This window comes from Pelomonas candidula (assembly GCF_043555985.1).
Taxonomy (GTDB): Bacteria; Pseudomonadota; Gammaproteobacteria; order Burkholderiales; family Burkholderiaceae_C; genus Pelomonas; species Pelomonas candidula.
The window spans coordinates 179643-202818 of sequence record NZ_JBIGIC010000008.1; the positions used below are offsets into that span (position 1 = coordinate 179643).

A 23176-nucleotide genomic window follows, 5' to 3' on the forward strand; every position below is an offset into this window, starting at 1 on the left:
TATTTGTCATGGGCGTTCAAACTCGCGTTACCCCTGACTCTGGGCAAATCGCCCAGCCCAAGGATTGGTCGTATCCGGCCAGTACCGCAGACATCACTGCGGAACCCTTTCATCTCTGACAGGAGTTTCAATGTTCAAAACAACCACCATCACGAGTGCGATCCTGGCGCTGGCCGCAACCCACGCGCTGGCCCAGGAAGAAACCCAGAAACTGGAGCGCATCGAAGTCACCGGCTCCAGCATCAAGAGGGCTGCGTCCGAAACTTCGCTGCCCATCACCACGATCACCAAGGCGGACATCGCGCGCACCGGCGCCACGACCGTCCAGGACTTGGTCTATCTGCTGCCTTCGAGCTTTGGCGGCAATGTCGTGGCCAACAACGTGGGTGCCACCGGTGGTGCTTCGACGGCCAATCTGCGCGCCCTGGGCCCGAAGTACACGCTGGTGCTGCTGAACGGTCGCCGCATTGCGAATTTCGCGTTCGGCAACAACCCCGTGGACCTGAATTCGATCCCGTTGGCTGCGGTCGAGCGGGTCGAGGTGCTGCGTGATGGTGCCTCCGCCGTGTACGGTGCCGATGCCGTTGCCGGCGTCATCAACTTCATCCTGAAGAAGGACTATCAGGGCGCTGAGGTCACTGCGGCCGAATACAAGTCTGACAAGGGGGGCGGCAACTCGCACAACCTGAGCGCGGTGCTGGGCTTTGGCGATCTCGACAAGGATCGCTTCAACGTGATGCTGACGGCCGGCTATGAAGGCGTCGATCCGCTCAAGGCCAGCCAGCGCAGTTTTGCCAGCACGGCCGTTCGTCCTGACCTGGGGATCAACAAGTCGTCGCCCCGAAACGGCATTCCCAATCTGAATTTCTCCGACACGCTCGGCAACAGCTACACGACGGTCAATCCGTTGGCCTACAACGGTTGCGTGTCACCCGACTTCGCCCTGGTGAAGCGTTCCACCGCGGGCACCTGCGGTACGGACTATGTGAAGTTCATCGACCTCATTCCGCAGCAAAGGCGCGACAACGTTTCGGCGCGCGCGGTGTTCCAGGTAGACGGCGACAACCAGATCATCGCGGAGGCGATGCACAACGCCGATTGGCAGCAATCCTTCTACTCGCCGGCGCCCTATACGCTCAAGATGACGTATCCGGCCAACGGCCGTTTCTATCCCAAGTCGATCACGGTTCCCAAGGGCATCACCGTGCCCGCGGGTTACACGTTCGCCGACGGCACGGTGCTTGCTAGCAAGACTGTCCTGGCGAACGACGTGACCGTGACGCCGACCGGCGACATCACCGGCACGTGGCGAACGGTTGCCGGCGGTGGTCGCTCGGACATCACGCAGACGCAGACGGACCGCGTACTGATCGGTGCCAAGGGCTTGCTCGCGGGCTGGGACTATGACGTGGCCCTGACCTTCTCGAGCAACAAGGGACAGATCTATTTCGGGCCGGGGCAGTTCAGTTACGCCACCCTGACGCCGCTCGTTGCGAAGGGCGATATCAACGTCTTCGGGCCGCAAGATGCCACCAGCCAGGCGGCGCTGAATAGCGCGCTGCTGACGGGCCAGTTGCAGCAGACCGCCGAGTCGAAGGCCACCGAGCTGGATTTCCACATGTCGCGCGACATCTACACGATGGCCTACGGCGAGATGAGCTTTGCTATCGGCGCGAATTTCCGCAAGGAAACCATCGACCAGGTCTCGATGCCGGTTCTTGCCAGTGGTGATGTGGTGGGGGGCAATGGCCCCGTGCCAGGTGTTGCGAGCGGCCGCAAGGTCGCCGGGGTGGTCAGCGAACTGGTGGTGCCGCTTTACAAGGACCTCGAGCTGAACCTGGCAGGCCGGTACGACAACTACAAGAACGACTTCGGTACCAGTTTCAGCAAGTTCAGCCCCAAGGCGAGTCTGCGGTACCAGCCGACGAAGGACCTGGTCCTGCGCGGTTCGGTCGCCAGCGGCTTCCGTGCTCCGACGCTTTATGAGAACCTCCGCCCGCTCACGACGGGGAACAACACGTCGGCGAACTGGAGCGATCCGGTGCGTTGCCCCGGTGGCACGCCCATCACAAACACCAACCCGGTCGGCGCCATTCAGGACGAGTGCGATGTGCAGCTCAACTCGGCCACGTCCGGCGACAAGAATCTGCGCCCCGAAAAGTCCAAGCAGTTCTCCCTCGGGGTGGCGTTCTCTCCCATCCGCGAGCTGACGGCAAGCGTCGACTACTGGAACGTCAAGATCACCGACCCGATCGTCGCCAAGTCAGAGATCCAGGTGCTCAGCGATCCGACCAAGTACGCGAGCTACATCTATCGATACGACCCCAAATACAAGGACTCTCTCCACGACTTCTCCAACGGGTGGGTAGACGACGGCAACCAGTTCGGCGCGAAGCAGGGCAGCACGAACCCCGACTTCCCGATCGCCTATGTCTACCTGCCGGAGGAGAACACCGCGAAGACGTATGCGTCCGGTCTCGACTTCAGCGTGGCATCGCGCGTGAAGTTCGCCGGCCTGGGCTCGTTTGGCGTCAACCTCGACGGAACGCTCTTCTTGACGCACGGCTACCAGTACACGGGCCTGGCTGCGACCAGTGATCTGGGCAAGTTCAAGGACTTCGGCGCCATTCCGCGCTGGCGACATGCCTTGACCTTCCTGTGGGGCAACGGCATGTTCGATGCCTCGCTGACCCAGAATTACACCAAGGGCTACGAGGATTACACCGATCCGACGGCGGTGGACGGCACGACCTATCCCGAAGTGCGCAAGGTGGCGTCTTACATCACCTGGGATGGTCAGGCAACCGTCAGGCCCACCAAGTCGCTGTCGCTGGTCTTCGGCATCAAGAACCTGCTCGACAAGGATCCGCCTTCTTCGCGTAACTCCTTGTACTTCCAGACTGGCTACGATCCGACCTACACCAACCCCATCGGTCGCCAGTTCTATGGCCGCATCAACTACAAGTTCTTCTGACCTTGACTTGATGCTTCTCTGAACGTGAGCCGCGCCGAAAGGCGCGGCTTTTTTATGCCGGAACGGCTGTAATCAAGCTGTTTCCTTTGCCCGGGTTAGCCCCAACAAAACGGCCTGAAACGCGCGGCTAAGATGACTGCGTGGCCAGGTTTGGCCGGGGGTGTGGCATCCGCTGCGCCTGGTTCGTGGCGATGAAATGCGTGCCCGACGGCTTTTGCCACCGGGCGTTTTTTTTGGCCCGTCAGGTGCGTAGATGCTGGCATACCCTCGGGCAGTGCCATGCTTTCAACGAGGCGGAAACGTTCTCTCCGCGATCTAGAATGCATGCCCTTCGGGAACTGGTTGACGGCAGGAGCGCAACTTCCGCCGTTCTGCAGTGGCCACATTCCTGAGAGTCATCGACTGTGATTTGTAGTTGCAAGAAGGAGCGCGCATGAATTTTGCGCAGGAGAAGCAGGGCGCATCCCGGTTCACGGGTATCGGCATCGTGGCCCTGATCCACGTCGTGGCCATTTATGCGCTCGCCAGCGGCCTGGCTCGCGATATCGTCAAGAAGGTCTCTGGCCCGATCGAGACGAAGGTCATCGAAGAGAAAGTCAAGCCGCCGCCGCCGCCCGAGAAGGTGGTGCCGCCCCCGCCGGACCTCAAGGCCCCGCCGCCGCCCTTCGTGCCGCCGCCTGAATTCCAGGTGACTGCCCCGGCGCCTCCGGCACCTGCCATTCAGTCGACGCAGGTCGCACCGCCCGCCGTTGCAGAAGTTCGCCCGGCGCCCCCGCCGGCGGCAGCTCCGGCGCCGCCGGCCAAGCCGACCCGTGTGACCGCCGCCATGGTCTGCACGAAGCGCGGCACGCCCGAGATGCCTTCCGTGAACTGGTCTGGCGAAGCCCTCTTCAAGGCCGTCGCGACCGTGAAGGCTGGCCGCGTCACCGCCGTCGAAATCCAGTCGCTCAAGGGCGGCGTGGACCGCAAGGCCCAGCGTGCGATGGTCCAGGCCATCGAAGCCACGCTGCGTGATACCTACGAGTGCCCGGGCGATCACGTGTTCGAGCAAGAGTTCCAGTTCAAGATCGACTAAGACAGCCGCCTTGAACCTGCGCCAGCCCGGCGCATCCAGAACGTACCAAACCAGAATCTTTCCCTAGGAGTTGACTCCATGATTTCTCGCATCACCGGCTTCCTTGCCGCTATCGCCATGGCCGCGACCCTGGCCGTCTCGCCTGCCCACGCGCAAGATCAGAAGCCGGCCGACGCCGCCTCGGCTGTCGACGCCGCCGCCGCGCCCGCTCCGGCGCCTGCTGCCTCCAAGCCGGCCGACAACCCCTACAGCCTGGGCAACATCGTTGCTCACGGCAACCCGGTCGACCAGGCCGTGCTGGTGCTGCTGGCCATCATGTCCATGGGTTCCTGGTACATCCTGGTTGTCCGCCTGTGGGACACCGCCAAGCTGTCGTCGGAAGCCAAGGAAGTCCGCTCCACCTTCTTCAAGAAGGCCAGCCTGGCTGATGGCGTGCGTGGTCTGAAGGAGGAAAGCGCCTTCCGCTACATCGCTACGGCCGCCATCGAGGCTTCGGAGCACCATGAAGGCGCCCTGACCGAGAACATCGACCACAGCAGCTGGGTCACGATGAACGTCGACCGTGCCGTCGCCGACGTCAACACCAAGATCTCCGCCGGCCTGGGCTTCCTGGCCACCGTGGGTTCGACCTCTCCCTTCATCGGCCTGTTCGGTACCGTGTGGGGCATCCTGAACGCGCTGACCGCCATCGGCCAAGCCGGCCAGGCTTCCATCGACAAGGTGGCCGGCCCCGTGGGCGCCGCACTGATCATGACCGCCATCGGTCTGGTCGTCGCCGTGCCGGCCGTGCTGGGCTACAACTGGCTGGTCAACCGCAACAAGAGTGTCATGAGCCAAGTTCGCTCGTTCGCCGGTGATCTGCACGGCGTGCTGATGGGCAACCGCGCCGTCAAGCGCTAATCCCTGAGCTGCAGCTCGAACAGGAGCCAATGCCATGGGCATGAACGTCGGATCTTCTTCCGGCGAGGACGAAGTCAATGCAACCATCAACACCACGCCCCTCGTGGACGTGATGTTGGTGATGTTGATCATCTTCCTCATCACCGTGCCGGTGGTGACCCAGTCGATCGCGGTGAACCTTCCCAAGGAAACCAACATCGTCCGTGTCACCAAACCGGAGAACATCGAAATCTCGGTCAGCAAGGACGGCGACGTCTATTGGGGTACCAAGCTGGTTCCTGACATGGAGGAGCTCGTGAAGCGCCTCGGCAAGGAATCGGTCAAGAACCCGCAGCCCGAGGTGCATATCCGCGGCGACGACAAGTCCCGCTACGAGTCGGTCGGTCGCGTGATCTATGCCTGCCAGCGCGCCGGCATCATGAAGATCAACTTCGTCACCGAGCCTCCGGCCCGCGGCGGCTGATCCCAGGAGTCAAGCATGGGAATGAATGTAGGAAGTTCGTCGGGCAGCGGTGAACCCGAAGTCATGATGGACGTCAATACGACGCCGCTGATTGACGTGATGCTGGTGCTGCTGGTGATGCTGATCATCACGATCCCGATCCAGCTGCACACGATCAACCTGGACATGCCGCCGCCGACCTCGACGCCTCCGGATAAGGAGCCGGAAGTGCATGAGGTCATGATCGATTTCGACGGCACCATCTATTGGGACGCCCAGGCGCTGGCGAACATCGACGCGGTCAACGCCAAGATGCAGGAAGTCGGTGCGATGCCGATCAGCGATCAGCCGGAACTGCACATCAAGCCGAACAAGCTCGTCGACTACGGCGTCGTGGCTGCGGTGATGGCTTCGGCCCAGCGCAACAACGTCAAGAAGATGGGCATGGTTGGTAACGAGCAATACGTCAAGTGACGTGAGCTCGGGCCAGTTGACGCCGATACTTTGATGCGCGCTGCCCGAAAGGGCGGCGCGTTTTTGCTTTGCAGGAGAGCAAGTTGAAGACTTTGAAAACCGTGGTGGCTGTCGCCGTTGGCGTGCTGGCCCTGTCCCTGAACGGCGCGCCGGGCGCCGAATTTGGCTTCAGCCAGGCCGCTGCCCAGGAAACCGTGCGCAAGGAAGTCGGCGTGCCGCTGACCGCAGCGAGCCAGCTGCTGAAGGCCGGCAAGGCCAAGGAAGCACTGGCCAAGCTGCGTGACGCCGAAGCCGTGGGTGGCCGCACGGCGGCTGAGAACAACGCCATCGAAGGCATCCGTTTCTCGGCAGCGATGGTCGCCAACGAGCCGGACACGATGGCGCGTTCCTTCGACGCACTGAAGGGTGCTGGCAAGCTGTCCGCCGCGCAGCAACTGCAGTACATGGAAGCTCTGGCTGGTACCTATCTGCGTGGCGGCAATGCGGCCAAGGCGCTGGAGTGGGCTAACAAGTACTTCGCGGCCGGCGGCAACAGCCCGACGGCCAAGCAAGTGCAGCAGCAGGCCCAGTTCAAGTCGGGCGATGTCTCGGGCTTCCTGAAGGACACTCTGGCTGAGATTCAGGCTGACGAAAAAGCCGGCCGCGCCCCGGCAAAGGACAAGCTCACCAATCTGCTCTGGGCGGCGCAGAAGAAGGGCGATACCAACGCCGAGGCCATCGCGACCGAAAAGCTGCTGAACTACTACCCGGACCCCAAGCTGTGGGCACAGATCCTGGGTGACCTGCCGCAGAAGAAGAGCTTCGACAGCAGCCGCTACGCGCTGGACCTCTATCGCCTGCGCCTGGCCACCGGCAACATGTCGCGTGGCGCCGAGGACTACATGGAGATGGCGCAACTGGCTGCCCAGGCCGGTTATCCGGAAGAGGGCAAGCAGGTCGTCGACAAGGGCTTCGCTGCCGGCGTGCTGGGTCAGGGGGCCGAAGGTGCCCGCCACAAGCGCCTGGCCGACCTGATGACCAAGAAGATCGCCGAAGCCAAGGCTGGTGCCGCCGCCAACGAGAAGGCCGCCGGGGATGCCAAGGATGGCAATGCGCTGGTCACGCTGGGCCTCGCCAACGCCTTCGGTGGCAATGCCAAGAAGGGGATCGAGCAGATCCAGCAGGGTATCGATAAGGGCAACCTGAAGCGTGCCGAGGATGCCAAGCTCTATCTGGGCCTGGCCTACCAACTGGGTGGCGACGCCGCGAAGGCCCAGGCTGCCTGGAGGTCTGTCAAGGGCAATGAAGGCGCGGCCGACCTGGCCCGTCTGTGGGTGATTCAGTCGAAGAAGCGCTGATCGGCCAACGACGCCGTCGACAAACGAAACGGGCCTGGTGTGAACCAGGCCCGTTTTTCATTGGCGGTCTGCCGAGGTCACTTCGGTGCGAGGCGGATCGCGCCATCCAGGCGGATCACCTCGCCGTTGAGCATGTCGTTGGTGACGATCTGGTGCACGAGCTTCGCGTAGTCCTCGGGCGTGCCCAGGCGGCTTGGGAATGGCACGCTGGCAGCCAGCGCGTCCTGCACTTCCTGCGGCATGCCGAACAGCATCGGTGTGCCGAAGATGCCCGGCGCGATGGTCATGTTGCGGATGCCGTTGCGGGCCAGGTCGCGGGCGATTGGCAGCGTCATGCCGACGACGCCGCCCTTGGACGCCGAGTAGGCTGCCTGGCCGATCTGGCCGTCGTAGGCGGCGACAGAGGCTGTCGAAATCAGCACGCCGCGTTCACCGGTCGGCTCCGGATCGTTCTTCGCCATCGCCTCAGCGGCGAGGCGGATCATGTTGAAAGTGCCGATCAGGTTGACGGTGATCGTCTTCGTGAAGCTTGCGAGCGGGTGCGCGCCGTCCTTGCCGACGGTCTTGATGGCTGGTGCGATACCGGCGCAATTGACGAGGCCGACCAGCTTGCCAAGGCTCGTCGCCGCGGCCACAGCGGCCTGGCCATCGGCCTCCTGGCTGACGTCGCACCTGACGAAGACGCCGCCGAGTTCGGTCGCGACCTGCTGGCCGCGTTCGGCCTGTAAGTCTGCGATGACGACCTTGGCACCGTGGCTGGCCAGCATGCGGGCCGTGCCTTCGCCGAGGCCCGAGGCGCCGCCGGTGACGATGAACACCTTGCCTGCGATTTCCATGATGAGGAACTCCTGGGTTGATTGACGTGAACGTCAATTGTGGCCGACAAAAAAGCCGCGGGACCCGAAGGTGCCGCGGCTTGTCGTGCCCGTGAGGCGGTCAGCTGCTCAATGCAGCCAGCGCGTTGCGCGTGATCTCATCGACCGAGCCGATGCCGGCGATGCGACGGTACTTGGGGGCGTTGGCGTCGCCGGTGGCGGCCCATTGCGAGTAGTAGTCGACCAGCGGGCGCGTCTGCGCGGAGTAGACGTCCAGGCGTTTCTTGACGGTCTCTTCCTTGTCATCGTCGCGCTGTACCAGATCCTCGCCGGTCACGTCGTCCTTGCCTTCCACCTTGGGCGGGTTGAACTTGACGTGGTAGGTGCGACCGGAGGCCGGGTGCGAGCGGCGGCCGCTCATGCGCTCGATGATGGCGTCGAAGGGCACGTCGATCTCGAGCACATAGTCCAGCTTCACGCCGGCCGCCTTCATTGCGTCGGCCTGGGGAATGGTACGGGGGAACCCGTCGAACAGGAAGCCGGTGGTGCAGTCGGGCTGGGCGATGCGTTCCTTGACCAGCGCGATGATGAGGTCGTCGCTGACCAGTGCGCCGGACTTCATGACGGCGTCGGCCTGCAGGCCCAGGGGGGTGCCGGCCTTGACGGCGGCACGGAGCATGTCGCCGGTGGAGATCTGCGGAATGCCGAATTGCTTGCAGATGAAGGCTGCCTGGGTGCCTTTGCCGGCGCCCGGGGCGCCCAGAAGAATCAGTCGCATGGGTCTCCTCGTTGTGTCGGGGTCGTTAAAAAACCCCGCCTCGGTCAGCGATCAAGTATCGCATGTGGCCTTTCTAGGGCCTGACGTGCCGGGGCGCGCTCAGCCCTGGATCAGCCGTCTGACGCGCTCCAGATCCACGGGCGTGTCGACACCCGGGCCGGGCTGCTCGGCGCTGACGTGCACGGCGATGCGCTCGCCGTGCCACAGCACGCGCAACTGCTCCAGCGACTCGATCTGCTCCAGCGGGCTCACGGCCAGCGTGGGGAAGCGGCGCAGGAAGCCGGCGCGGTAGGCGTACAGGCCCACGTGGCGCAGCGCCTGGTTGGGCTGGCCCGCGCCGTCACGCCACCAGGCGATGGGCGCGCGCGAGAAGTACAGCGCCCGTCCGGCCTTGTCGGTGACCAGCTTGACGACGTTGGGATTCGCAAACTCGGAAGCGTCGGTCAACGCATGGGCGACGGTGGCCATCACGCAGTCGGGCTGCGCGGCCAGCGTCGCGGCGCAGGCGTCGATCATGGCCGGCGCGATCAGCGGCTCGTCGCCCTGCACGTTGACGACGGCGGCATCGTCGGCGAGGCCCAGTTGCTCGACGGCTTCGGCGAGGCGGTCGCTGCCCGAAGGGTGATCTGCTCGCGTCATCAGCGCGCGCACGCCGTGGGCCGCGCAGGCGGCGGCGACTTCAGGCGCATCGGTCGCGACGACGATCTGGCTGGCACCTGACAGCGCCGCGCGCTGCGCAACACGCACGATCATCGGCAGGCCGGCGATGTCGGCCAGCGGCTTGTTGGGCAGGCGGGTCGACGCGAGGCGCGCCGGGATGATGACCGTGAAGCTCACGGCGCGAGCGTGACGGGCGGCGTCGGCGCATCCGGGTCCCAGGGCTTGGCCTCGCTCTCCAGCATCAGCGGAATGCCGTCGCGGATCGGGAAGGCCAGGCGGTCGGCGCGGCAGGCCAGGGCCGGCAAGTCGGGCTCAGCGCCGCGCAGCAGCGTCAGCGGCCCCTTGCACAGCGGGCAGACCAGCATTTCAATCAGTCGTTGATCCATCGGGACGGGAACAGGCGTTGCAGTTGGGCGTCCAGCGCGGGCTCGAAGCCGGTGCCGGGCGAGAAGTCTAGCGCCACGATCCAGACGGGCAGCGTGCCGACGCGCTCGGGCGGCAGCTTCACGGCGTCCTTCTCGGTCATCACGACGCCGGCTGTTGCGGGCCCCCAGGGCAGCGTGGCGAAGTCGGCGTGGTCGGGCAGCGCCAGCGTGTCGACGCGCAGGCCTTGTGCGGCCAGCATGTCGAAGAAGCGTTGCGGCCGGGCGATGCCGGCGACGGCCAGGAGGCCCGGGCGTTGGCGCAGCGCGAGCAACGCCTCGGCGGTGGCCGGGGCACCGGTCCACCAGCCGGCCAGCGAGACGGCGCCCTTCAGGCCGCGCTTGGCCAGGAAGCCGGGCAGATCGGTGCTGGGCTGCGGGGCGTTGTAGACGACGAGTTGCTCCGCGGCCAACGCGGTGGGCGGCTGGCGCAGCGGGCCGGCGGGCAGCAGCCGGCCGTTGCCCAGCCCACGCTCGTCGAAGACCAGCAGGCTCAGCGCTCGCGGCAGCCGCCAGTGCTGCAAGCCGTCGTCGCTGACGAGCAGGTCCAGGTCGGCGTGGGCGGCGAGCAGCGCGCGTGCGGCGGCAACGCGGTCGCGGCCCACGGCCACCGGCACGCGGCCGCGCAGGTGGATGAGCAGCGGCTCGTCGCCGACCTCGCGCGCCGTCGACACGCGGGTGACGAGCCGCACACCGTCGCCCTCGCGCCCGTAGCCGCGCGACACAACGCCGGCCTTGAGCCCGCGGGCACGTAGCAGCTCCAGCAGCGCCAGCGTCGTGGGCGTCTTGCCGGCGCCGCCGACGATCCAGTTGCCGACGACGATGACCGGCACCGGCAGCTTCTCGGTGCGTTTCAGGCCCGTGCGGTAGGCCTGCGTGCGCAGCGCCAGCAGTCCGCGGTACAGCCAGCTCAGCGGCAGCAGCGCGACGGACAGTGGCCCGCCGGTCAGCCACTCGGCTTGAAGGCGATCAGCGAGCGTCGGTCTGCGCGGCGAAGGTGACACGGGTCAGGCCCACGCGGCGGGCAGCGTCCATCACGTTGATGACGGCCTGGTGCGGCGTGGCGGCGTCGGCCGAGATGATGATCGACGCTTCGGTGTTGCCGCCCGAGGCCTGGCGCAGCGCGCCGATGAGGATGTCGACCGAACGGCCCTCCACGGGCTGCCTGTTGATGACGAAGCGGCCGTCGGCGGCGATGCCGACGATGACTTCCTGCGGCCGGTCCTTGAGCTTGTCCGCATCCGCCGACGGCAGCGTGATCTGCAGTTCGGTGAACTTGGAGTACGTCGTCGACAGCATCAGGAAGATGAGGATCACCAACAGCACGTCGATGAACGGGATCAGGTTGATCTCCGGCGGTTCGCGGTGTGGAGCGCGGAACTTCATGGCCTGTGATCCTGTTTCAAGCCGTGAAGCGGCGCAGCTGGCCCAGCAGGCGGTCGGCGGCGGCTTCCAGCTCCAGCACGTACTCCTCGATCTTGCCGCGGAAGTAGCGGTAGAACATCAGCGACGGGATGGCGATCATCAGGCCGAATGCCGTGTTGTAGAGAGCGATTGAGATGCCGTGCGCCAGCTGGGCGGGGTTGCCGCCGCCGGGCGTCTGGCTGCCGAAGATCTCGATCATGCCCACCACCGTGCCCATCAGGCCCAGCAGCGGCGCGGCTGTGGCGATGGTGCCCAGCGTGTTCATGTAGCGCTCGAGCTGGTGCACGGCGCGGCGGCCGGCGAACTCGAACACCTGGCGCAGCTTGGCTTCGGGCATTTGCGGCTCGGCCGTCACGGCGCGCAGGCCGGCGGCCAGCACCTCGCCCAGCAGCGAGTTCTCGGCCAGGCGGTCGACCATGTCGGGAGCGGGCAACTGCTGGGCGCTGACGTTGAGCACATCCTCCAGCAGGCGCGGCGGCATGATGCGGCTGGATCGCAGGCTGGACAGCCGCTCGATGATCAGGGCCAGCGCCACCACGGAGCACAGGAGCAAGGGCCAGATCGGCCAACCGGCGGCTTGTATGATGGAAAACAAGGGCGTCCCCGTCGAAGAATGCGTCGAATGATGGGCCGCTGGCGGCCGTGAAAGTGCGCGGGATTATGACCCCAGGCTTGGCTCCCCCAGCCGGTGTCGCCACCCCAAGGAAAGCGTTCCCACAATCCACTGCTGCTGTGGATAACTTTGTGGGCAAGCCCGGGGCGGTGGGCCGCAGAGGTCGTCAAATCAAGGCCTTGGACAACTTGCCTCAAGTTTGAGCAGCGGAAATCGAATTGAAAAACAAGGCCTTATGTGCTCATGACGATGCCGTGACAAGCGTCGTGAGCCGAAATCGCCCGCCAGCCCAGTATTGGCGCGGCTGTGGACTTCCCGGCCCGCGCCGGTATTGGGGTTGCGCGTGATTGACGGTCGCGAGGCCGCATCAAACCGCCGCATCTGGGGTGTGGCGGGTCTCGTCGAGGCCATCTCGCAGAGCCTGGCGGAGCGCTTCTCGGTCGTCGTCGTTGGGGGCGAGATCTCGGGCTTCACGCGGGCTGCGAGCGGGCACTGCTACTTCACGATCAAGGACGCTGATGGCCAGGCCGCCAGCCTGCGCTGCGCGATGTTCCGCCGTGCCGCGGCCATGCTGGACTTCTCGCCGGCCGATGGCGCGCTGGTCGAGCTGCGCGGGCGCGTGGCCGTCTACGAGCCACGCGGCGAGCTGCAGTTCGTCGTCGAGGCGATGCGGCGCGCCGGTGCCGGCACGCTGTACGAGCAGTTCCTGAAACTACGCGCGCGGCTGGCGGCGGAAGGCCTTTTTGACGCCGACGCCAAGCGGCCATTGCCCGTGCTGCCGCGGCGCATCGGCGTCGTCACGTCCACGGCCGGCGCGGCGCTGCACGACGTGCTGACGGCGCTCGCACGCCGCGCGCCACAGGTGGAGGTGATCGTCTACCCGAGCCCGGTGCAGGGCGCGGAGGCGCCGCCGGCCCTCGTCAATGCGCTGCGCACGGCCAATGAGCGGGCCGAGGTCGACGTGCTGCTGCTGGTGCGCGGCGGCGGCTCGTTGGAGGACTTGTGGGCCTTCAACGACGAGCGTGTCGTGCGGGCCGTGGCGACATCCGCGCTGCCCATTGTCTGCGGCGTGGGCCACGAGACCGATGTGACGCTCAGCGACCTCGCCGCCGACCTGCGCGCGCCCACGCCCACGGCGGCCGCCGAACTCGCAGCGCCGTCGCGTGAGGCGCTGCTGCAGCAACTGGCCGGCCTGGAGCGCGCGTTGGCGTTGCGGTTGGAGCACCGGCTGCAGTCCGTCGGCCAGCGGCTGGATCGCCTGGCGCTGCGCCTGTCGCGGCCCAGCGATGCGCTGGCCCGCCAGCGCCGCCTGCTGGACTTGCTGGCCCAGCGCGCCGCCGCGGCGCCGGGGCGGCACATCGAGCTGCAGCGCCAGCGGCTCGCTCACCTGGCGCCGCGCCCCGCGCGTGCGCTGGCCGAGACGCTGCGCCGCCAGGCGGCCCGCCTGGACTCGCTGCAGGCCCGCCTGCAGGCGCTGGACCCGCAGCATGTGCTGGCGCGCGGCTATGCCTGGCTGGACGACGGGCAGGGCGGCGCGATCACGTCCGTGCACGCGCTGCTGCCCGGCCACGAAGTGCGCGCCGTGCTGGCCGACGGCAGCGCCGATTTGCGTGTTTTGGGGGTACTGCCTTCGCGGCAAGGGTGATGTGCCCTCCCTACAATCGCCCGCGTCTCACTTCCCCCCAACACTGAGGACTCCACGATGGAACACACGCTGCCCCCGCTGCCTTACCCGATCGACTCGCTGGCCCCGCACTACAGCAAGGAAACGCTGGAGTTCCACCACGGCAAGCATCACAACGCCTATGTGGTCAACCTGAACAACCTGCAGAAGGGCACCGAGTTCGAGAGCAAGACGCTGGAAGAGATCGTCAAGACCTCCAGCGGTGGCATCTACAACAACGCCGCCCAGATCTGGAACCACACCTTTTTCTGGAACTGCATGAAGCCGCAAGGCGGTGGCGAGCCGACCGGCGCGCTGGCCGCGGCCATCAATGCCAAGTGGGGCAGCTACGCCGCCTTCAAGGAAGCCTTCGTGAAGAGCGCCGTCGGCAACTTCGGTTCCGGCTGGACCTGGCTGGTCAAGAAGGCCGACGGCTCGGTCGACATCGTCAACACCGGTGCCGCCGGCACGCCGCTGACGACCGCCGACAAGGCGCTGCTGACCGTCGACGTGTGGGAACACGCCTACTACATCGACTACCGCAACCTGCGCCCCAAGTTCGTCGAGACCTTCCTGTCGAACCTGGTCAACTGGTCGTTCGCCGAAGCCAACTTCGCCTGATCTCAGCAGCACCTGCTTGCGTTGTGAAAAGCCCGCCACCGGCGGGCTTTTTGTTGCCCGGAGCAGGGCTTCGGATCAGCGGCGGGACGCCGCGTTGATCTTGAAGGTGCCCACCACATCCGACAGCCGGTGGGCCTGCTCGCGCAGCGACTCTGCGGCCGCCGTGCTCTGCTCCACCAGTGCGGCGTTCTGCTGCGTCATCTTGTCGAGCTGGGTCACGGTCTCGTTGATCTGGCCGATGCCGTCCGACTGCTCGGCCGCCGCGACGGTGATCTCGCCGATCATGTCCGTCACGCGCCGCACCGAGTCCACGATCTCGCCCATGGTCTGACCTGCCGCCGCCACGAGGCGCGAGCCGGACTCCACCTTGTCCACGCTCGTGCCGATCAAGGCCTTGATCTGCTTGGCGGCTTCGGCCGAGCGCTGCGCGAGCGAGCGCACCTCGCTGGCGACCACGGCAAAGCCACGCCCCTGCTCGCCGGCGCGCGCCGCCTCAACGGCGGCATTCAAGGCCAGGATGTTGGTCTGGAACGCGATGCCGTCGATCACGCCGATGATGTCGGAGATCTTTCTGGAGCTGCCGTTGATCTCGTCCATCGTCGAGACGACCTGCGCCACCACCGAGCCGCCGCGCTGCGCGACCTCGGCGGCCGTCACCGCCAGCTGGTTGGCCTGGCGGGCCGAGTCGGCGCTTTGCTTGACCGTGCTGGTCAACTCCTCCATGGACGACGCAGCTTCCTCCAGGTTGGCCGCCGCCTGCTCGGTCCGCGAGCTGAGGTCGTGGTTGCCGGTGGCGATCTCGGTGCTGGCCGTGTTGATGCTGTCGGTGCTGGTGCGCACCTGGCCGACGAGATCGCGCAAGGCAACCTGCATCGCGCGCAGCGATGCCAGCAGCTCGGCCGCTTCGTCCCGGCCCGTCGCGTCGATGTCCTGCGTCAGGTCGCCGGCGGCGATGGCCTGTGCGACCTGCTTGGCCTGGTTGATCGGGCCGACGACCGAGCCGGTGAGTCGCCAGGCCATCCAGACGGCCAACAGCACGGCCAGGCCGCCGCCCAGCGAGAGCGCGATCGTCGCGTCGCGCGCCGCGGCCTCGGCCCGGGCCTTGGTCTCGCCCATGCTGTCGCGCTGGCGGACGATCAGCTTCTCGACGACAGCCTGGTAGGCCGCCGCGGCGGGGAACAGCTTGTCCAGCACCTCGGCGGCGATGTCCTCCCCCGCATCCTTGCGTTTGAGCATGGCGCCGCGCATGGCCTGGTAGGCATCGCGTTGCCGGGTGATGTCTTCGAGCAGGCGCTTGTCCTCGTCTGAGGTGGCGATCTCCTGCATGCGCTTGAGCCGCTCGGTCTGGACCTTGATGACCTCGGCCATCTCGCCCCGGACACGGGCCTTGATCTGGTCGTCGGCGGCGAAGACCACCACCCAGTTGCGCGCCGTGTTGGCCTCGATGGCTCTGCCCCAGCGCTCGGATAGCGAGAGCTTCTCGGCGTCGATGGTGCCGAGCTGCTCCGAGAGCGTGCGCATCGTGCCGATGCGGTTGATGCCGAACCCGACGGCCGCGACGCAGAGCAGCACGATGGACCCGAACCCCAGGGCCAGGCGCGGCCCGAGACGCAGTGCGGTGAGTGAAAACATGGTGTCTCCTCGCTCGAATGCCCGGTCGTTCGGCGATCGTGGCGAGAGAGAGCTTAAGCAGAAAGGGCCCGCCGTGCGTACCCTTTCACACCGGCCGTGACGAATGACCGGACCGCGCCCAGCCCCGGCCCGGCCAAGGCGCCTGGTTGAGGGAATTCGGGCGGCGCTTACGGCTGAGATACCTGGATGACGTGCCGTACCAGCGGGTAGACCTGGTGCTGCCAGCGCCTCCCGCTGAACACGCCATAGTGGCCCACGTTGGGCTGGATGTAGTGAGTGCGCATGTAGAGCTTGAGGCTGCTGGCCAGCTCCTGCGCGGCCAGCGTCTGGCCCACCGAGCAGATGTCGTCGCGCTCGCCTTCCACGGTCAGCAGCGCGGTGCGGCGGATGGCCGCGGGGTTCACGCGCCGCCCCTTGAACATCAGCTCGCCGCGCGGCAGGTCGAAGGTCTGGAACACGCGCTCCACGGTCTCCAAGTAGAAGTCGGCCGACAGGTCGGCCACCGCCATGTATTCCTCGTAGAACACGCGCGTGGCCTCGGCCTTGTCGAACTCGTCGGTGACGAGGTGCTTGTAGTAGTCCGTGAACGCGTTGGCGTGGCGGTCCTTGTTCATGCTCATGAAGGCCGACAGCTGCACGAAGCCCGGGTAGACACGCCGCCCCGCGCCGCGGTGGCGCCACGGCACATGGCTGACGAGGTTCTTGCGGAACCACTCGATGGGCTTGCTGGTGGCGAGCTTGTTGACCTCGGTGGGGCTGATGCGGCAGTCGATGGGGCCGGCCATCAGCGTCAGGCTGGCGGGCGTGGCGGGGTGATCGTCCTCGGCCATCAGCGCGACGGCAGCCAGCGCGCTGACGCAGGGCTGGCAGACGGCTACGACGTTGGCGCCCGGGCCCATTGCGGCGATGAAGTCGATGAGGTGCTGGGTGTATTCGTCCAGCCCGAAGCGGCCGGCCGACAGCGGCACGTCCCGCACGTTGTGCCAGTCGGTGATGTAGACGTCGTGGTCCTGCAGCAGCGTGCGGGCGGTCTCGCGCAGCAGCGTCGCGAAGTGGCCCGACATCGGCGCGACGACCAGCACCTTGGGCGCCGGTGGTGCGCCTTCCCTGCGAAAGCGCAGCAGCGTCGCGAAGGGCGTCGTCAGCACCGCCTCTTCGACGACCGGCCAGCGTTCGCGGCCGCTGTCGATATGGGCGATGCGCCAGGCCGGCCGCGTGTGGGTGACCTGCGCCAGCTCGAACACCTTGCCGGCCGCCGTCAACTGACGGGCGGGCGGCCACCCGGCTGTGATGGCCGGGTCCTGCAGGAAGTTCACTGACAGCCGGGTGGCGGCACGCAGCGGCCATAGCAGGTCGGCGTGGGCCTGGTAGGCGGGGTACATGGCGGTCTCCTTCGCAATGCCCAGGTATCGCAAGGAGCGAGCCAGCATGGCATGGCGCTTGCGTCGAAGGGGCATGACCGAGAGGAGACCGTCCATGCCCGCCGCAGCCACAGCCACCCCACCCAAGCCCGCGGCGCGCAAGACCACCCGCGCGACCCGGCTTGCCGCCAAGCCCGCCGCGAAGCCGGCTGCCACGCTGACGCTGAGCAGCAAGAACTACTCGTCATGGTCACTGCGCGGCTGGCTGCTGACGCGCTTCGCCGGCCTGGCCTTTGATGAGGTCATGGTCTCTCCCGACGACGAGGATGCGCGCAAGGAGCTGCTGCTGCTGGCCCCGTCCATCCGCGTGCCCTGCCTGCGCCACGAGGGCGTCACGGTGTGGAACAACATGGCCATCGCTGAGTACCTGAACGAAGCCTTTCCCAAGGCCGGCCTGTGGCCCGCGGACCGTGTCGCGCGCGCCCATGCGCGGGCCGTCTGCGGAGAGATGAACTCCGGCTTCGCCAACCTGCGCTCGGCGCTGCCGATGAACCTCAAGGGCCACTTCCCGAAGCACAAAATCTGGACCGGCGCCAAGCCCGACATCGAACGTATCGTCGACATCTGGAGCGACTGCCTGGCGACCTATGGTGGGCCGTTCCTGTTCGGCAGCAAGCGCACCGCGGCTGACGCGTTCTTTGCGCCCGTGACCACGCGCTTCAGGACCTATGACGTGGCGCTGCCGGCTTCCTGTGAGGCCTATTGCGAAACCATCCTGGCGATGCCGGAGATGCAGGCCTGGATCGCGGACGCGAAGCAGGAGCCCGAGGAGATCGAGCTGCTGGACATGGATTTCTGAGATGGGCGGCTGGACAGCGCCGGTGGCGGCGCCGTATCGAGCTCAATCCCAGGGCGTGGGGATAGGCACGTCGCAGGGCGGCGGCGCGTCCACCGTGCCGAAGGCCGCCGGCGAGACGATCTCCAGATACTCCATGTCCGGCGAATAGTCGAACAGGTAGTGCACGATGCCCGGGCGCTGGTGTACGCAGTCACCGGCCTCGACGAGGGTGACCTTGTCCTCGTACATGAACTTGGCCCAGCCCTTGGTCATCAGCACGATCTGGAAATCCGCCTCATGACGGTGCCAGCCTGTGCCCTTTTCAGGGGCCATGTTCGCCTTTACAAGGTGCGCGATGACCCGCCCCCCGGTGGCCTTGGCGACGCCCAGGTCGCGGTAGAGGAAGAAGTCTCTGAGTCCGTCGCTGCGCCAGGGGGTGTCTCCCGGCTTCACGTGAGAGAACGTCGTCGTCGACGTGCCGATGGGTTCCGATAGATCCGACATGGCCCAAGCCTCCTGAAATTGCGATAAGGAGAGTCCGGCGTCATGCAAGACGCATTCCCGTGCGAATGCCGTCTTCGCGGATGCCCGATGCGGATGGCTTGACGCAGATCAGGTGGGGCAGGGGCGGCACCGCCTAGATTGCCATCGTGAGCGCTCCCCCCCCTGGCTTGCCCGCGGCCGAAGCCGACGCGCAGGCCCTTTCCCCCTTCACGACCTGGCCCGACGGCCCGGCCGGTACGGCGTTGTCGCAGTTCCAGGTGGCCGGCATGCATTGCGCGGCTTGCTCGGGGCTGATCGAGTCGGCGCTGCTGAAACTGCCGGGCGTGTCCGGCGCCAGCGTCAACGCGGCTTCGGCGCGGCTCGCGTTGCGCTGGCTGCCGTCGCAACTCGCTCTGGCCGACGTGCTGGCCGCGCTGCAAGCCATCGGCTACCGCGCGACGCCCGACGTCGCGGCGCCGGCCCGCGAGCTGCGCCGCCAGGAGCGGCGCCAGGCGCTGTGGCGGCTGTTCGTTGCCGGCTTCCTGATGATGCAGGTCATGATGCTGGCGACGCCGGCCTACGTGGCCAGGGCCGGCGAGCTGACGCCCGACCTGGACCGCCTGCTGCGCTGGGGCTGCTGGGTGCTCGCGCTGCCGGTCATGGTCTTTGCGGCCGGCCCGTTCTTCAGCGGTGCCTGGCGGCAGTTGCGCGCCGGGCGGCTGGGCATGGACGTGCCGGTGGCGCTGGGCATCGCGGTGACCTTCATCGCCAGCACCGGCGCACTGTTCGACCCGGGCGGCCTGTTGGGCCACGAGGTCTACTTCGATTCGCTGACGATGTTTGTCGCGCTGCTGCTGCTGGCGCGCTGGTTCGAGCTGGGCGCGCGCCACCGCGCGGCCGAGGCCTTGGAGGCCGTGGCCGGCGCGCTGCCCACGGCCTGCGAGCGCCTGCTGGACGACGGCACGAGCGAGCGTGTCGCGCCCGAGGCGCTGCGCGTTGGCGACCGCCTGCGCGTCGCGGCCGGCGAGGCCTTCGCGGCGGACGGCTGCGTGTTGGCCGGCCAGGGCTGGGTCAACGAGGCGCTGCTGACCGGTGAATCCGCGCCGGTCGCCAAGGCGGTGGGCGACCCGGTCGTTGCCGGCAGTCTCAGCGTGGACGGCAGCTTCGTCGTCGCCGTGCAGCGCGTCGGCGCCGACACGACGGCCCAGGGCATCGTGCGTCTGATGCAGCAGGCGCAGAGCCAGCGGCCGCTGACCGGCGGCGTGCTGGACCGCGTGGCCGCCGGCTTCACGGCTGCGGTGCTGCTGCTGGCGCTGGGGGCCGGCATCGCCTGGTGGTGGATCGACCCTTCGCGCGCGGTGGCCGTCGCCGTCGCCGTGCTCATCGTCACCTGCCCCTGTGCGCTGACGCTGGCCGCGCCCGCGGCGTGGCTGACCGCCAGCGGCGCGCTGGCGCGGCGCGGTCTGCTGCTGGCCGACCTGTCGGCGCTGGACCGGTTGTGCGAGGTGGACACCGTCGTTTTCGACAAGACCGGCACGCTCAGCGAGGAGCGCCTGACGCTGCGCCGCTGGTGGGCGCGTGGTGCCGACGCCGACGCGTTGCTGGCTGTGGCGCGCAGCCTGGCCTCGCGGTCACGTCACCCGCATGCGTTGGCGTTGGCGGCCGATGGCAGTGGGGCGGACGGCTGGGTCGACGTGCGCGAGGTGGCTGGCCGTGGCGTGCAGGCGCGTGACGCGACCGGCAAGCTGTGGCGGCTGGGCGCGCCGGCCTGGGTCAGCGAGTCCCCCGACCCGGCCGCGCGGCTGGCCTTCGGCTGCGGCGACTGCGTGCTGTGGCTGGACCTGGCCGAGGCCCCGCGAGCCGACGCGGCCGACGCCGTCGCCGCGCTGCGGGCGCAGGGGCGGCGCGTGCGCCTGCTGTCGGGCGACCAGCCCGCGGCCGTCGCCCGGCTGGCGGCGCAGCTGGACATCGTCCACTGGCGTGGCGGCGCGACGCCCGAGACCAAGCTGGCCGCCCTGCGCGAATGGCAGGGCGACGGCGAACGCGTGCTGATGGTGGGCGACGGCATCAACGACGCGCCCGTGCTGGCCGCGGCGGATGTGCGCATCGCGATGGGGCAGGGCGCCATGCTGGCGCGCAGTGCGGCGGATGCGCTACTCGTCTCCAACCGGTTGATGGCGGTGCCGCAAGCCCTGGCACTGGCGCGCAGGACGCGCCGCGTGCTGCGCCAGAACCTGGCCTGGGCCGCGATCTACAACCTCGCCTGCGTACCGCTGGCGCTGGCCGGATGGCTGCCGCCGCTGGCCGCCGGCATCGGCATGGCGAGCAGTTCCCTCTTCGTCGTGCTCAACGCGCAGCGGCTTGCACGCGGCTGAATCCCATGGACATCCTCTATCTCCTCATCCCGTTCTCGGTCGTGCTGGTGCTGCTGATCGTGGCAGTGTTCGGCTGGGCCGTTAACTCTGGACAACTTGATGGCTTCGATCAGGAGGCTGAACGCATCCTGCTTGACGAGGATCAAGCCTCCTAAGGGGCCCGCCTAGAAGAATCGTTCGCATCAGACTGAAGGAGTCGCGATGGCGAACGAAAAGACCCTGGAAACCCCCGGGGCGGTGTACGAGGATGGACCGGTACGCGCCTTTGCGCTGGCCGCCGTCCTGTGGGGCGTGGTGGGCATGCTGGTGGGGGTGTTCATCGCCGCCCAACTGGCCTGGCCCGAACTCAACCTTGGTATTCCCTGGCTGAGCTACGGCCGCTTGCGGCCGCTGCACACCAACGCGGTCATCTTCGCCTTTGGCGGCTGCGCGCTGTTCGCGACGAGCTATCACGTCGTGCAGCGCACCGGGCAGACGCGCCTGTTCCTGCCCAAGCTGGGCTGGTTCACGTTCTGGGGCTGGCAACTGGTCATCGTGCTGGCCGCGATCACGCTCCCGCTGGGCTACACGACCGGCAAGGAATACGCCGAGCTGGAATGGCCCATCGACATCCTGATCGCCGTGGTCTGGGTGGCCTACGCCATCGTGTTCTTCGGCACGGTGGGCACGCGCAAGATCCGGCACATCTACGTGGCCAACTGGTTCTTCGGCGCGTTCATCATCGCCGTGGCGTTGCTGCACATCGTCAACAGCGCGGAGGTCCCCGTCAGCTTCTGGAAGAGCTATTCCGCCTATGCCGGCGTGCAGGACGCGATGGTGCAGTGGTGGTACGGCCATAACGCCGTGGGCTTCTTCCTGACCGCCGGCTTCCTCGGGATGATGTACTACTACATCCCCAAGCAGGCCGAGCGCCCGGTCTACAGCTACCGGCTTTCCATCGTCCACTTCTGGGCGCTGATCTTCACCTACATGTGGGCGGGCCCGCACCACCTGCACTACACCGCGCTGCCCGACTGGGCGCAGAGCATCGGCATGATCTTCAGTCTGGTGCTGCTGGCGCCGAGCTGGGGCGGCATGATCAACGGCGTCATGACGCTGTCGGGCGCCTGGCACAAGCTGCGTGACGACCCCATCCTGAAGTTCCTCATCGTGGCCCTGTCGTTCTACGGCATGTCCACCTTCGAGGGCCCGATGATGTCGATCAAGACGGTGAACTCGCTGTCGCACTACACCGACTGGACGATCGGCCACGTTCATAGCGGCGCCCTGGGCTGGGTGGGTCTGATCTCGATGGGATCGCTGTACCACCTGATTCCGCGCATGTTCGGCCGCACGCAGATGTACTCCAAGCGTGCCATCGAGCTGCACTTCTGGGTCGCGACGCTGGGCATCGTGCTCTACATCGCCGCGATGTGGATCGCCGGTGTGATGCAGGGCCTGATGTGGCGCGCAGTCAACCCCGACGGCACGCTGGTCTACACCTTCGTCGAAGGCGTCAAGGCGACCTGGCCCTTCTATGTGATCCGCCTGGGCGGCGGCCTGCTCTACCTCGCCGGCATGGGCATCATGAGCTGGAACGTCATCAAGACCGTGCAGGCCGGCAGCGTCACGCCCGTGCGCATTCCCGCCCCCAAGCTGGCCCACGCCTGAGGAGAAATCATGAGTACCGACACCCAAGTCGTGAGCGGCCACCAGCGCATCGAGACCAGCAACCTGCTGATGATCGTGCTGGTCCTGCTGACCGTGCTGGTCGGCGGCGTCGTCGAGATCGTGCCGCTGTTCTTCCAGCGCTCCACCACCCAGGCCGCCCCCGGCCTCAAGCCCTACACCGCGCTGCAGCTGGCCGGTCGTGACATCTACCTGCGCGAGGGCTGCTACAACTGCCACTCGCAGATGATCCGTCCGCTTGCCGCCGAGACGCTGCGTTATGGCAAGTACTCCACAGCGGGCGAGTTCGTCTACGACCACCCGTTCCAGTGGGGCAGCAAGCGCACCGGCCCCGACCTGCAGCGCGTGGGCGGCAAGTACAGCGACGACTGGCACCGCATCCACCTGAACAACCCGCGCGACCTGGTGCCCGAGTCCAACATGCCTGCCTATTCGTGGCTGGCGGGGGCTCCGGTGGACGCCGCCGGCATGCCGGCCCGCCTGGCGGCCATGAAGCTGCTCGGCGTGCCCTACACGGATGACGAGGTGAAGTCGTCCTCCAAGGACGTCGCCGGCAAGACCGAACTCGACGCGCTGGTCGCCTATCTGCAGGTGCTTGGCACCGCGAACAAGTGAAGGAG

23 protein-coding genes are annotated in these 23176 nt (G+C 66.8%); 13 read left to right on the plus strand and 10 right to left on the minus strand.

The annotated features are described in order from the left end of the window. Positions 1-130: 130 nt before the first annotated feature. The 6 genes from ACG04R_RS17100 to ACG04R_RS17125 all read left to right on the plus strand — a co-directional run bounded on the left by ACG04R_RS17100 (position 131) and on the right by ACG04R_RS17125 (position 7202). The gene (locus ACG04R_RS17100) at positions 131-2974 is read left to right on the plus strand and encodes a TonB-dependent receptor plug domain-containing protein (protein ID WP_394413247.1); all 2844 of its coding nucleotides are present in this window, start codon (positions 131-133) and stop codon (positions 2972-2974) included. A gap of 433 nt (positions 2975-3407) precedes the next feature. Further along, positions 3408-4049: an ABC transporter substrate-binding protein gene (locus tag ACG04R_RS17105; protein ID WP_394413249.1), complete on the plus strand. Its 642-nt coding sequence runs from the start codon at positions 3408-3410 to the stop codon at positions 4047-4049. 78 nt (positions 4050-4127) lie between these two features. Beyond that, a complete protein-coding gene (locus ACG04R_RS17110; protein WP_394413251.1) occupies positions 4128-4949 on the plus strand; it encodes a MotA/TolQ/ExbB proton channel family protein in 822 nt (273 codons plus the stop codon). 34 nt (positions 4950-4983) lie between these two features. Next, entirely contained in the window at positions 4984-5412 is a 429-nt protein-coding gene (locus ACG04R_RS17115; RefSeq protein ID WP_394413254.1) for an ExbD/TolR family protein, read from the plus strand. A gap of 15 nt (positions 5413-5427) precedes the next feature. Next, positions 5428-5865, plus strand: a complete 438-nt coding sequence (locus tag ACG04R_RS17120) for an ExbD/TolR family protein (protein ID WP_394413257.1) — start codon at positions 5428-5430, stop codon at positions 5863-5865. Positions 5866-5948: 83 nt separating this feature from the next. Next, on the plus strand, positions 5949-7202 hold the full coding sequence (locus tag ACG04R_RS17125) for a hypothetical protein (RefSeq protein ID WP_394413260.1): 1254 nt from the start codon (positions 5949-5951) through the stop codon (positions 7200-7202). 77 nt (positions 7203-7279) lie between these two features. Here ACG04R_RS17125 and ACG04R_RS17130 read toward each other — a convergent pair whose 3' ends face one another. The 7 genes from ACG04R_RS17130 to ACG04R_RS17160 form a co-directional block, all read right to left on the minus strand. Beyond that, complete coding sequence (locus tag ACG04R_RS17130; protein ID WP_394413263.1) at positions 7280-8038, minus strand: 3-hydroxyacyl-CoA dehydrogenase; 759 nt, start codon at positions 8036-8038, stop codon at positions 7280-7282. A 100-nt stretch (positions 8039-8138) separates the two neighbouring features. Then, on the minus strand, positions 8139-8795 hold the full coding sequence (adk, locus tag ACG04R_RS17135; protein WP_394413266.1) for an adenylate kinase: 657 nt from the start codon (positions 8793-8795) through the stop codon (positions 8139-8141). A 99-nt stretch (positions 8796-8894) separates the two neighbouring features. Further along, complete coding sequence (gene kdsB, locus ACG04R_RS17140) at positions 8895-9632, minus strand: 3-deoxy-manno-octulosonate cytidylyltransferase (RefSeq protein WP_394413269.1); 738 nt, start codon at positions 9630-9632, stop codon at positions 8895-8897. Beyond that, positions 9629-9841 (minus strand): Trm112 family protein, encoded by a 213-nt coding sequence (locus ACG04R_RS17145; RefSeq protein ID WP_394413272.1) that lies wholly within the window; start codon positions 9839-9841, stop codon positions 9629-9631. The genes kdsB and ACG04R_RS17145 overlap by 4 nt, the downstream gene beginning before the upstream one ends. Further along, positions 9826-10881, minus strand: coding sequence for a tetraacyldisaccharide 4'-kinase (gene lpxK / locus ACG04R_RS17150; RefSeq protein WP_394413275.1), 1056 nt, complete (start codon positions 10879-10881; stop codon positions 9826-9828). Before lpxK ends, ACG04R_RS17145 begins: the two co-directional genes overlap by 16 nt. Continuing rightward, the gene (locus ACG04R_RS17155; RefSeq protein WP_394413279.1) at positions 10847-11263 is read right to left on the minus strand and encodes an ExbD/TolR family protein; all 417 of its coding nucleotides are present in this window, start codon (positions 11261-11263) and stop codon (positions 10847-10849) included. Before ACG04R_RS17155 ends, lpxK begins: the two co-directional genes overlap by 35 nt. A gap of 16 nt (positions 11264-11279) precedes the next feature. Beyond that, complete coding sequence (locus ACG04R_RS17160) at positions 11280-11897, minus strand: MotA/TolQ/ExbB proton channel family protein (RefSeq protein WP_394413282.1); 618 nt, start codon at positions 11895-11897, stop codon at positions 11280-11282. Between the two features lie 361 nt (positions 11898-12258). On the opposite strand from ACG04R_RS17160, the gene xseA reads away from it, so the two are divergent. Both xseA and ACG04R_RS17170 read left to right on the plus strand, forming a co-directional pair. Next, on the plus strand, positions 12259-13560 hold the full coding sequence (gene xseA / locus ACG04R_RS17165) for an exodeoxyribonuclease VII large subunit (RefSeq protein ID WP_394413286.1): 1302 nt from the start codon (positions 12259-12261) through the stop codon (positions 13558-13560). Between the two features lie 57 nt (positions 13561-13617). Beyond that, positions 13618-14199, plus strand: a complete 582-nt coding sequence (locus ACG04R_RS17170) for a superoxide dismutase (RefSeq protein ID WP_394413290.1) — start codon at positions 13618-13620, stop codon at positions 14197-14199. Positions 14200-14274: 75 nt separating this feature from the next. Here the strand turns inward: ACG04R_RS17170 and ACG04R_RS17175 are convergent, their stop codons facing one another. Beyond that, positions 14275-15831, minus strand: a complete 1557-nt coding sequence (locus ACG04R_RS17175; RefSeq protein WP_394413293.1) for a methyl-accepting chemotaxis protein — start codon at positions 15829-15831, stop codon at positions 14275-14277. A gap of 167 nt (positions 15832-15998) precedes the next feature. Then, positions 15999-17213: a polyhydroxyalkanoate depolymerase gene (locus ACG04R_RS17180; RefSeq protein ID WP_394413296.1), complete on the minus strand. Its 1215-nt coding sequence runs from the start codon at positions 17211-17213 to the stop codon at positions 15999-16001. Between the two features lie 94 nt (positions 17214-17307). Here ACG04R_RS17180 and ACG04R_RS17185 point away from each other — a divergent pair, with 94 nt between their 5' ends. Then, complete coding sequence (locus ACG04R_RS17185) at positions 17308-18051, plus strand: glutathione S-transferase family protein (RefSeq protein WP_394413300.1); 744 nt, start codon at positions 17308-17310, stop codon at positions 18049-18051. Positions 18052-18093: 42 nt separating this feature from the next. Here ACG04R_RS17185 and ACG04R_RS17190 read toward each other — a convergent pair whose 3' ends face one another. After that, a complete protein-coding gene (locus tag ACG04R_RS17190; RefSeq protein ID WP_394413303.1) occupies positions 18094-18534 on the minus strand; it encodes a cupin domain-containing protein in 441 nt (146 codons plus the stop codon). 146 nt (positions 18535-18680) lie between these two features. On the opposite strand from ACG04R_RS17190, the gene ACG04R_RS17195 reads away from it, so the two are divergent. Genes ACG04R_RS17195 through ccoO form a run of 4 tightly spaced genes read left to right on the plus strand, consistent with a single transcriptional unit; the run spans position 18681 to position 23171 of the window. After that, complete coding sequence (locus tag ACG04R_RS17195) at positions 18681-20888, plus strand: heavy metal translocating P-type ATPase (RefSeq protein ID WP_394413306.1); 2208 nt, start codon at positions 18681-18683, stop codon at positions 20886-20888. A gap of 5 nt (positions 20889-20893) precedes the next feature. Beyond that, entirely contained in the window at positions 20894-21043 is a 150-nt protein-coding gene (ccoS, locus tag ACG04R_RS17200; RefSeq protein WP_394413309.1) for a cbb3-type cytochrome oxidase assembly protein CcoS, read from the plus strand. Between the two features lie 46 nt (positions 21044-21089). Next, positions 21090-22538 carry a cytochrome-c oxidase, cbb3-type subunit I gene (ccoN, locus tag ACG04R_RS17205; protein ID WP_394413312.1) on the plus strand — a complete coding sequence of 483 codons (1449 nt, stop codon included), beginning with the start codon at positions 21090-21092 and terminating at the stop codon, positions 22536-22538. A 9-nt stretch (positions 22539-22547) separates the two neighbouring features. Continuing rightward, on the plus strand, positions 22548-23171 hold the full coding sequence (ccoO, locus tag ACG04R_RS17210; RefSeq protein ID WP_394413314.1) for a cytochrome-c oxidase, cbb3-type subunit II: 624 nt from the start codon (positions 22548-22550) through the stop codon (positions 23169-23171). Positions 23172-23176: the final 5 nt, after the last annotated feature.

Coding starts and splice junctions, on each gene's coding strand:
- ACG04R_RS17100 (WP_394413247.1), top strand. CDS start 131: ATGTTCAAAACAACCACCATCACGAGTGCGATCCTGGCGCTGGCCGCA.
- ACG04R_RS17105 (WP_394413249.1), top strand. CDS start 3,408: ATGAATTTTGCGCAGGAGAAGCAGGGCGCATCCCGGTTCACGGGTATC.
- ACG04R_RS17110 (WP_394413251.1), top strand. CDS start 4,128: ATGATTTCTCGCATCACCGGCTTCCTTGCCGCTATCGCCATGGCCGCG.
- ACG04R_RS17115 (WP_394413254.1), top strand. CDS start 4,984: ATGGGCATGAACGTCGGATCTTCTTCCGGCGAGGACGAAGTCAATGCA.
- ACG04R_RS17120 (WP_394413257.1), top strand. CDS start 5,428: ATGGGAATGAATGTAGGAAGTTCGTCGGGCAGCGGTGAACCCGAAGTC.
- ACG04R_RS17130 (WP_394413263.1), bottom strand. CDS start 8,038: ATGGAAATCGCAGGCAAGGTGTTCATCGTCACCGGCGGCGCCTCGGGC.
- adk (WP_394413266.1), bottom strand. CDS start 8,795: ATGCGACTGATTCTTCTGGGCGCCCCGGGCGCCGGCAAAGGCACCCAG.
- ACG04R_RS17145 (WP_394413272.1), bottom strand. CDS start 9,841: ATGGATCAACGACTGATTGAAATGCTGGTCTGCCCGCTGTGCAAGGGG.
- ACG04R_RS17155 (WP_394413279.1), bottom strand. CDS start 11,263: ATGAAGTTCCGCGCTCCACACCGCGAACCGCCGGAGATCAACCTGATC.
- ACG04R_RS17170 (WP_394413290.1), top strand. CDS start 13,618: ATGGAACACACGCTGCCCCCGCTGCCTTACCCGATCGACTCGCTGGCC.
- ACG04R_RS17175 (WP_394413293.1), bottom strand. CDS start 15,831: ATGTTTTCACTCACCGCACTGCGTCTCGGGCCGCGCCTGGCCCTGGGG.
- ACG04R_RS17180 (WP_394413296.1), bottom strand. CDS start 17,213: ATGTACCCCGCCTACCAGGCCCACGCCGACCTGCTATGGCCGCTGCGT.
- ACG04R_RS17185 (WP_394413300.1), top strand. CDS start 17,308: ATGCCCGCCGCAGCCACAGCCACCCCACCCAAGCCCGCGGCGCGCAAG.
- ACG04R_RS17190 (WP_394413303.1), bottom strand. CDS start 18,534: ATGTCGGATCTATCGGAACCCATCGGCACGTCGACGACGACGTTCTCT.
- ccoS (WP_394413309.1), top strand. CDS start 20,894: ATGGACATCCTCTATCTCCTCATCCCGTTCTCGGTCGTGCTGGTGCTG.
- ccoN (WP_394413312.1), top strand. CDS start 21,090: ATGGCGAACGAAAAGACCCTGGAAACCCCCGGGGCGGTGTACGAGGAT.
- ccoO (WP_394413314.1), top strand. CDS start 22,548: ATGAGTACCGACACCCAAGTCGTGAGCGGCCACCAGCGCATCGAGACC.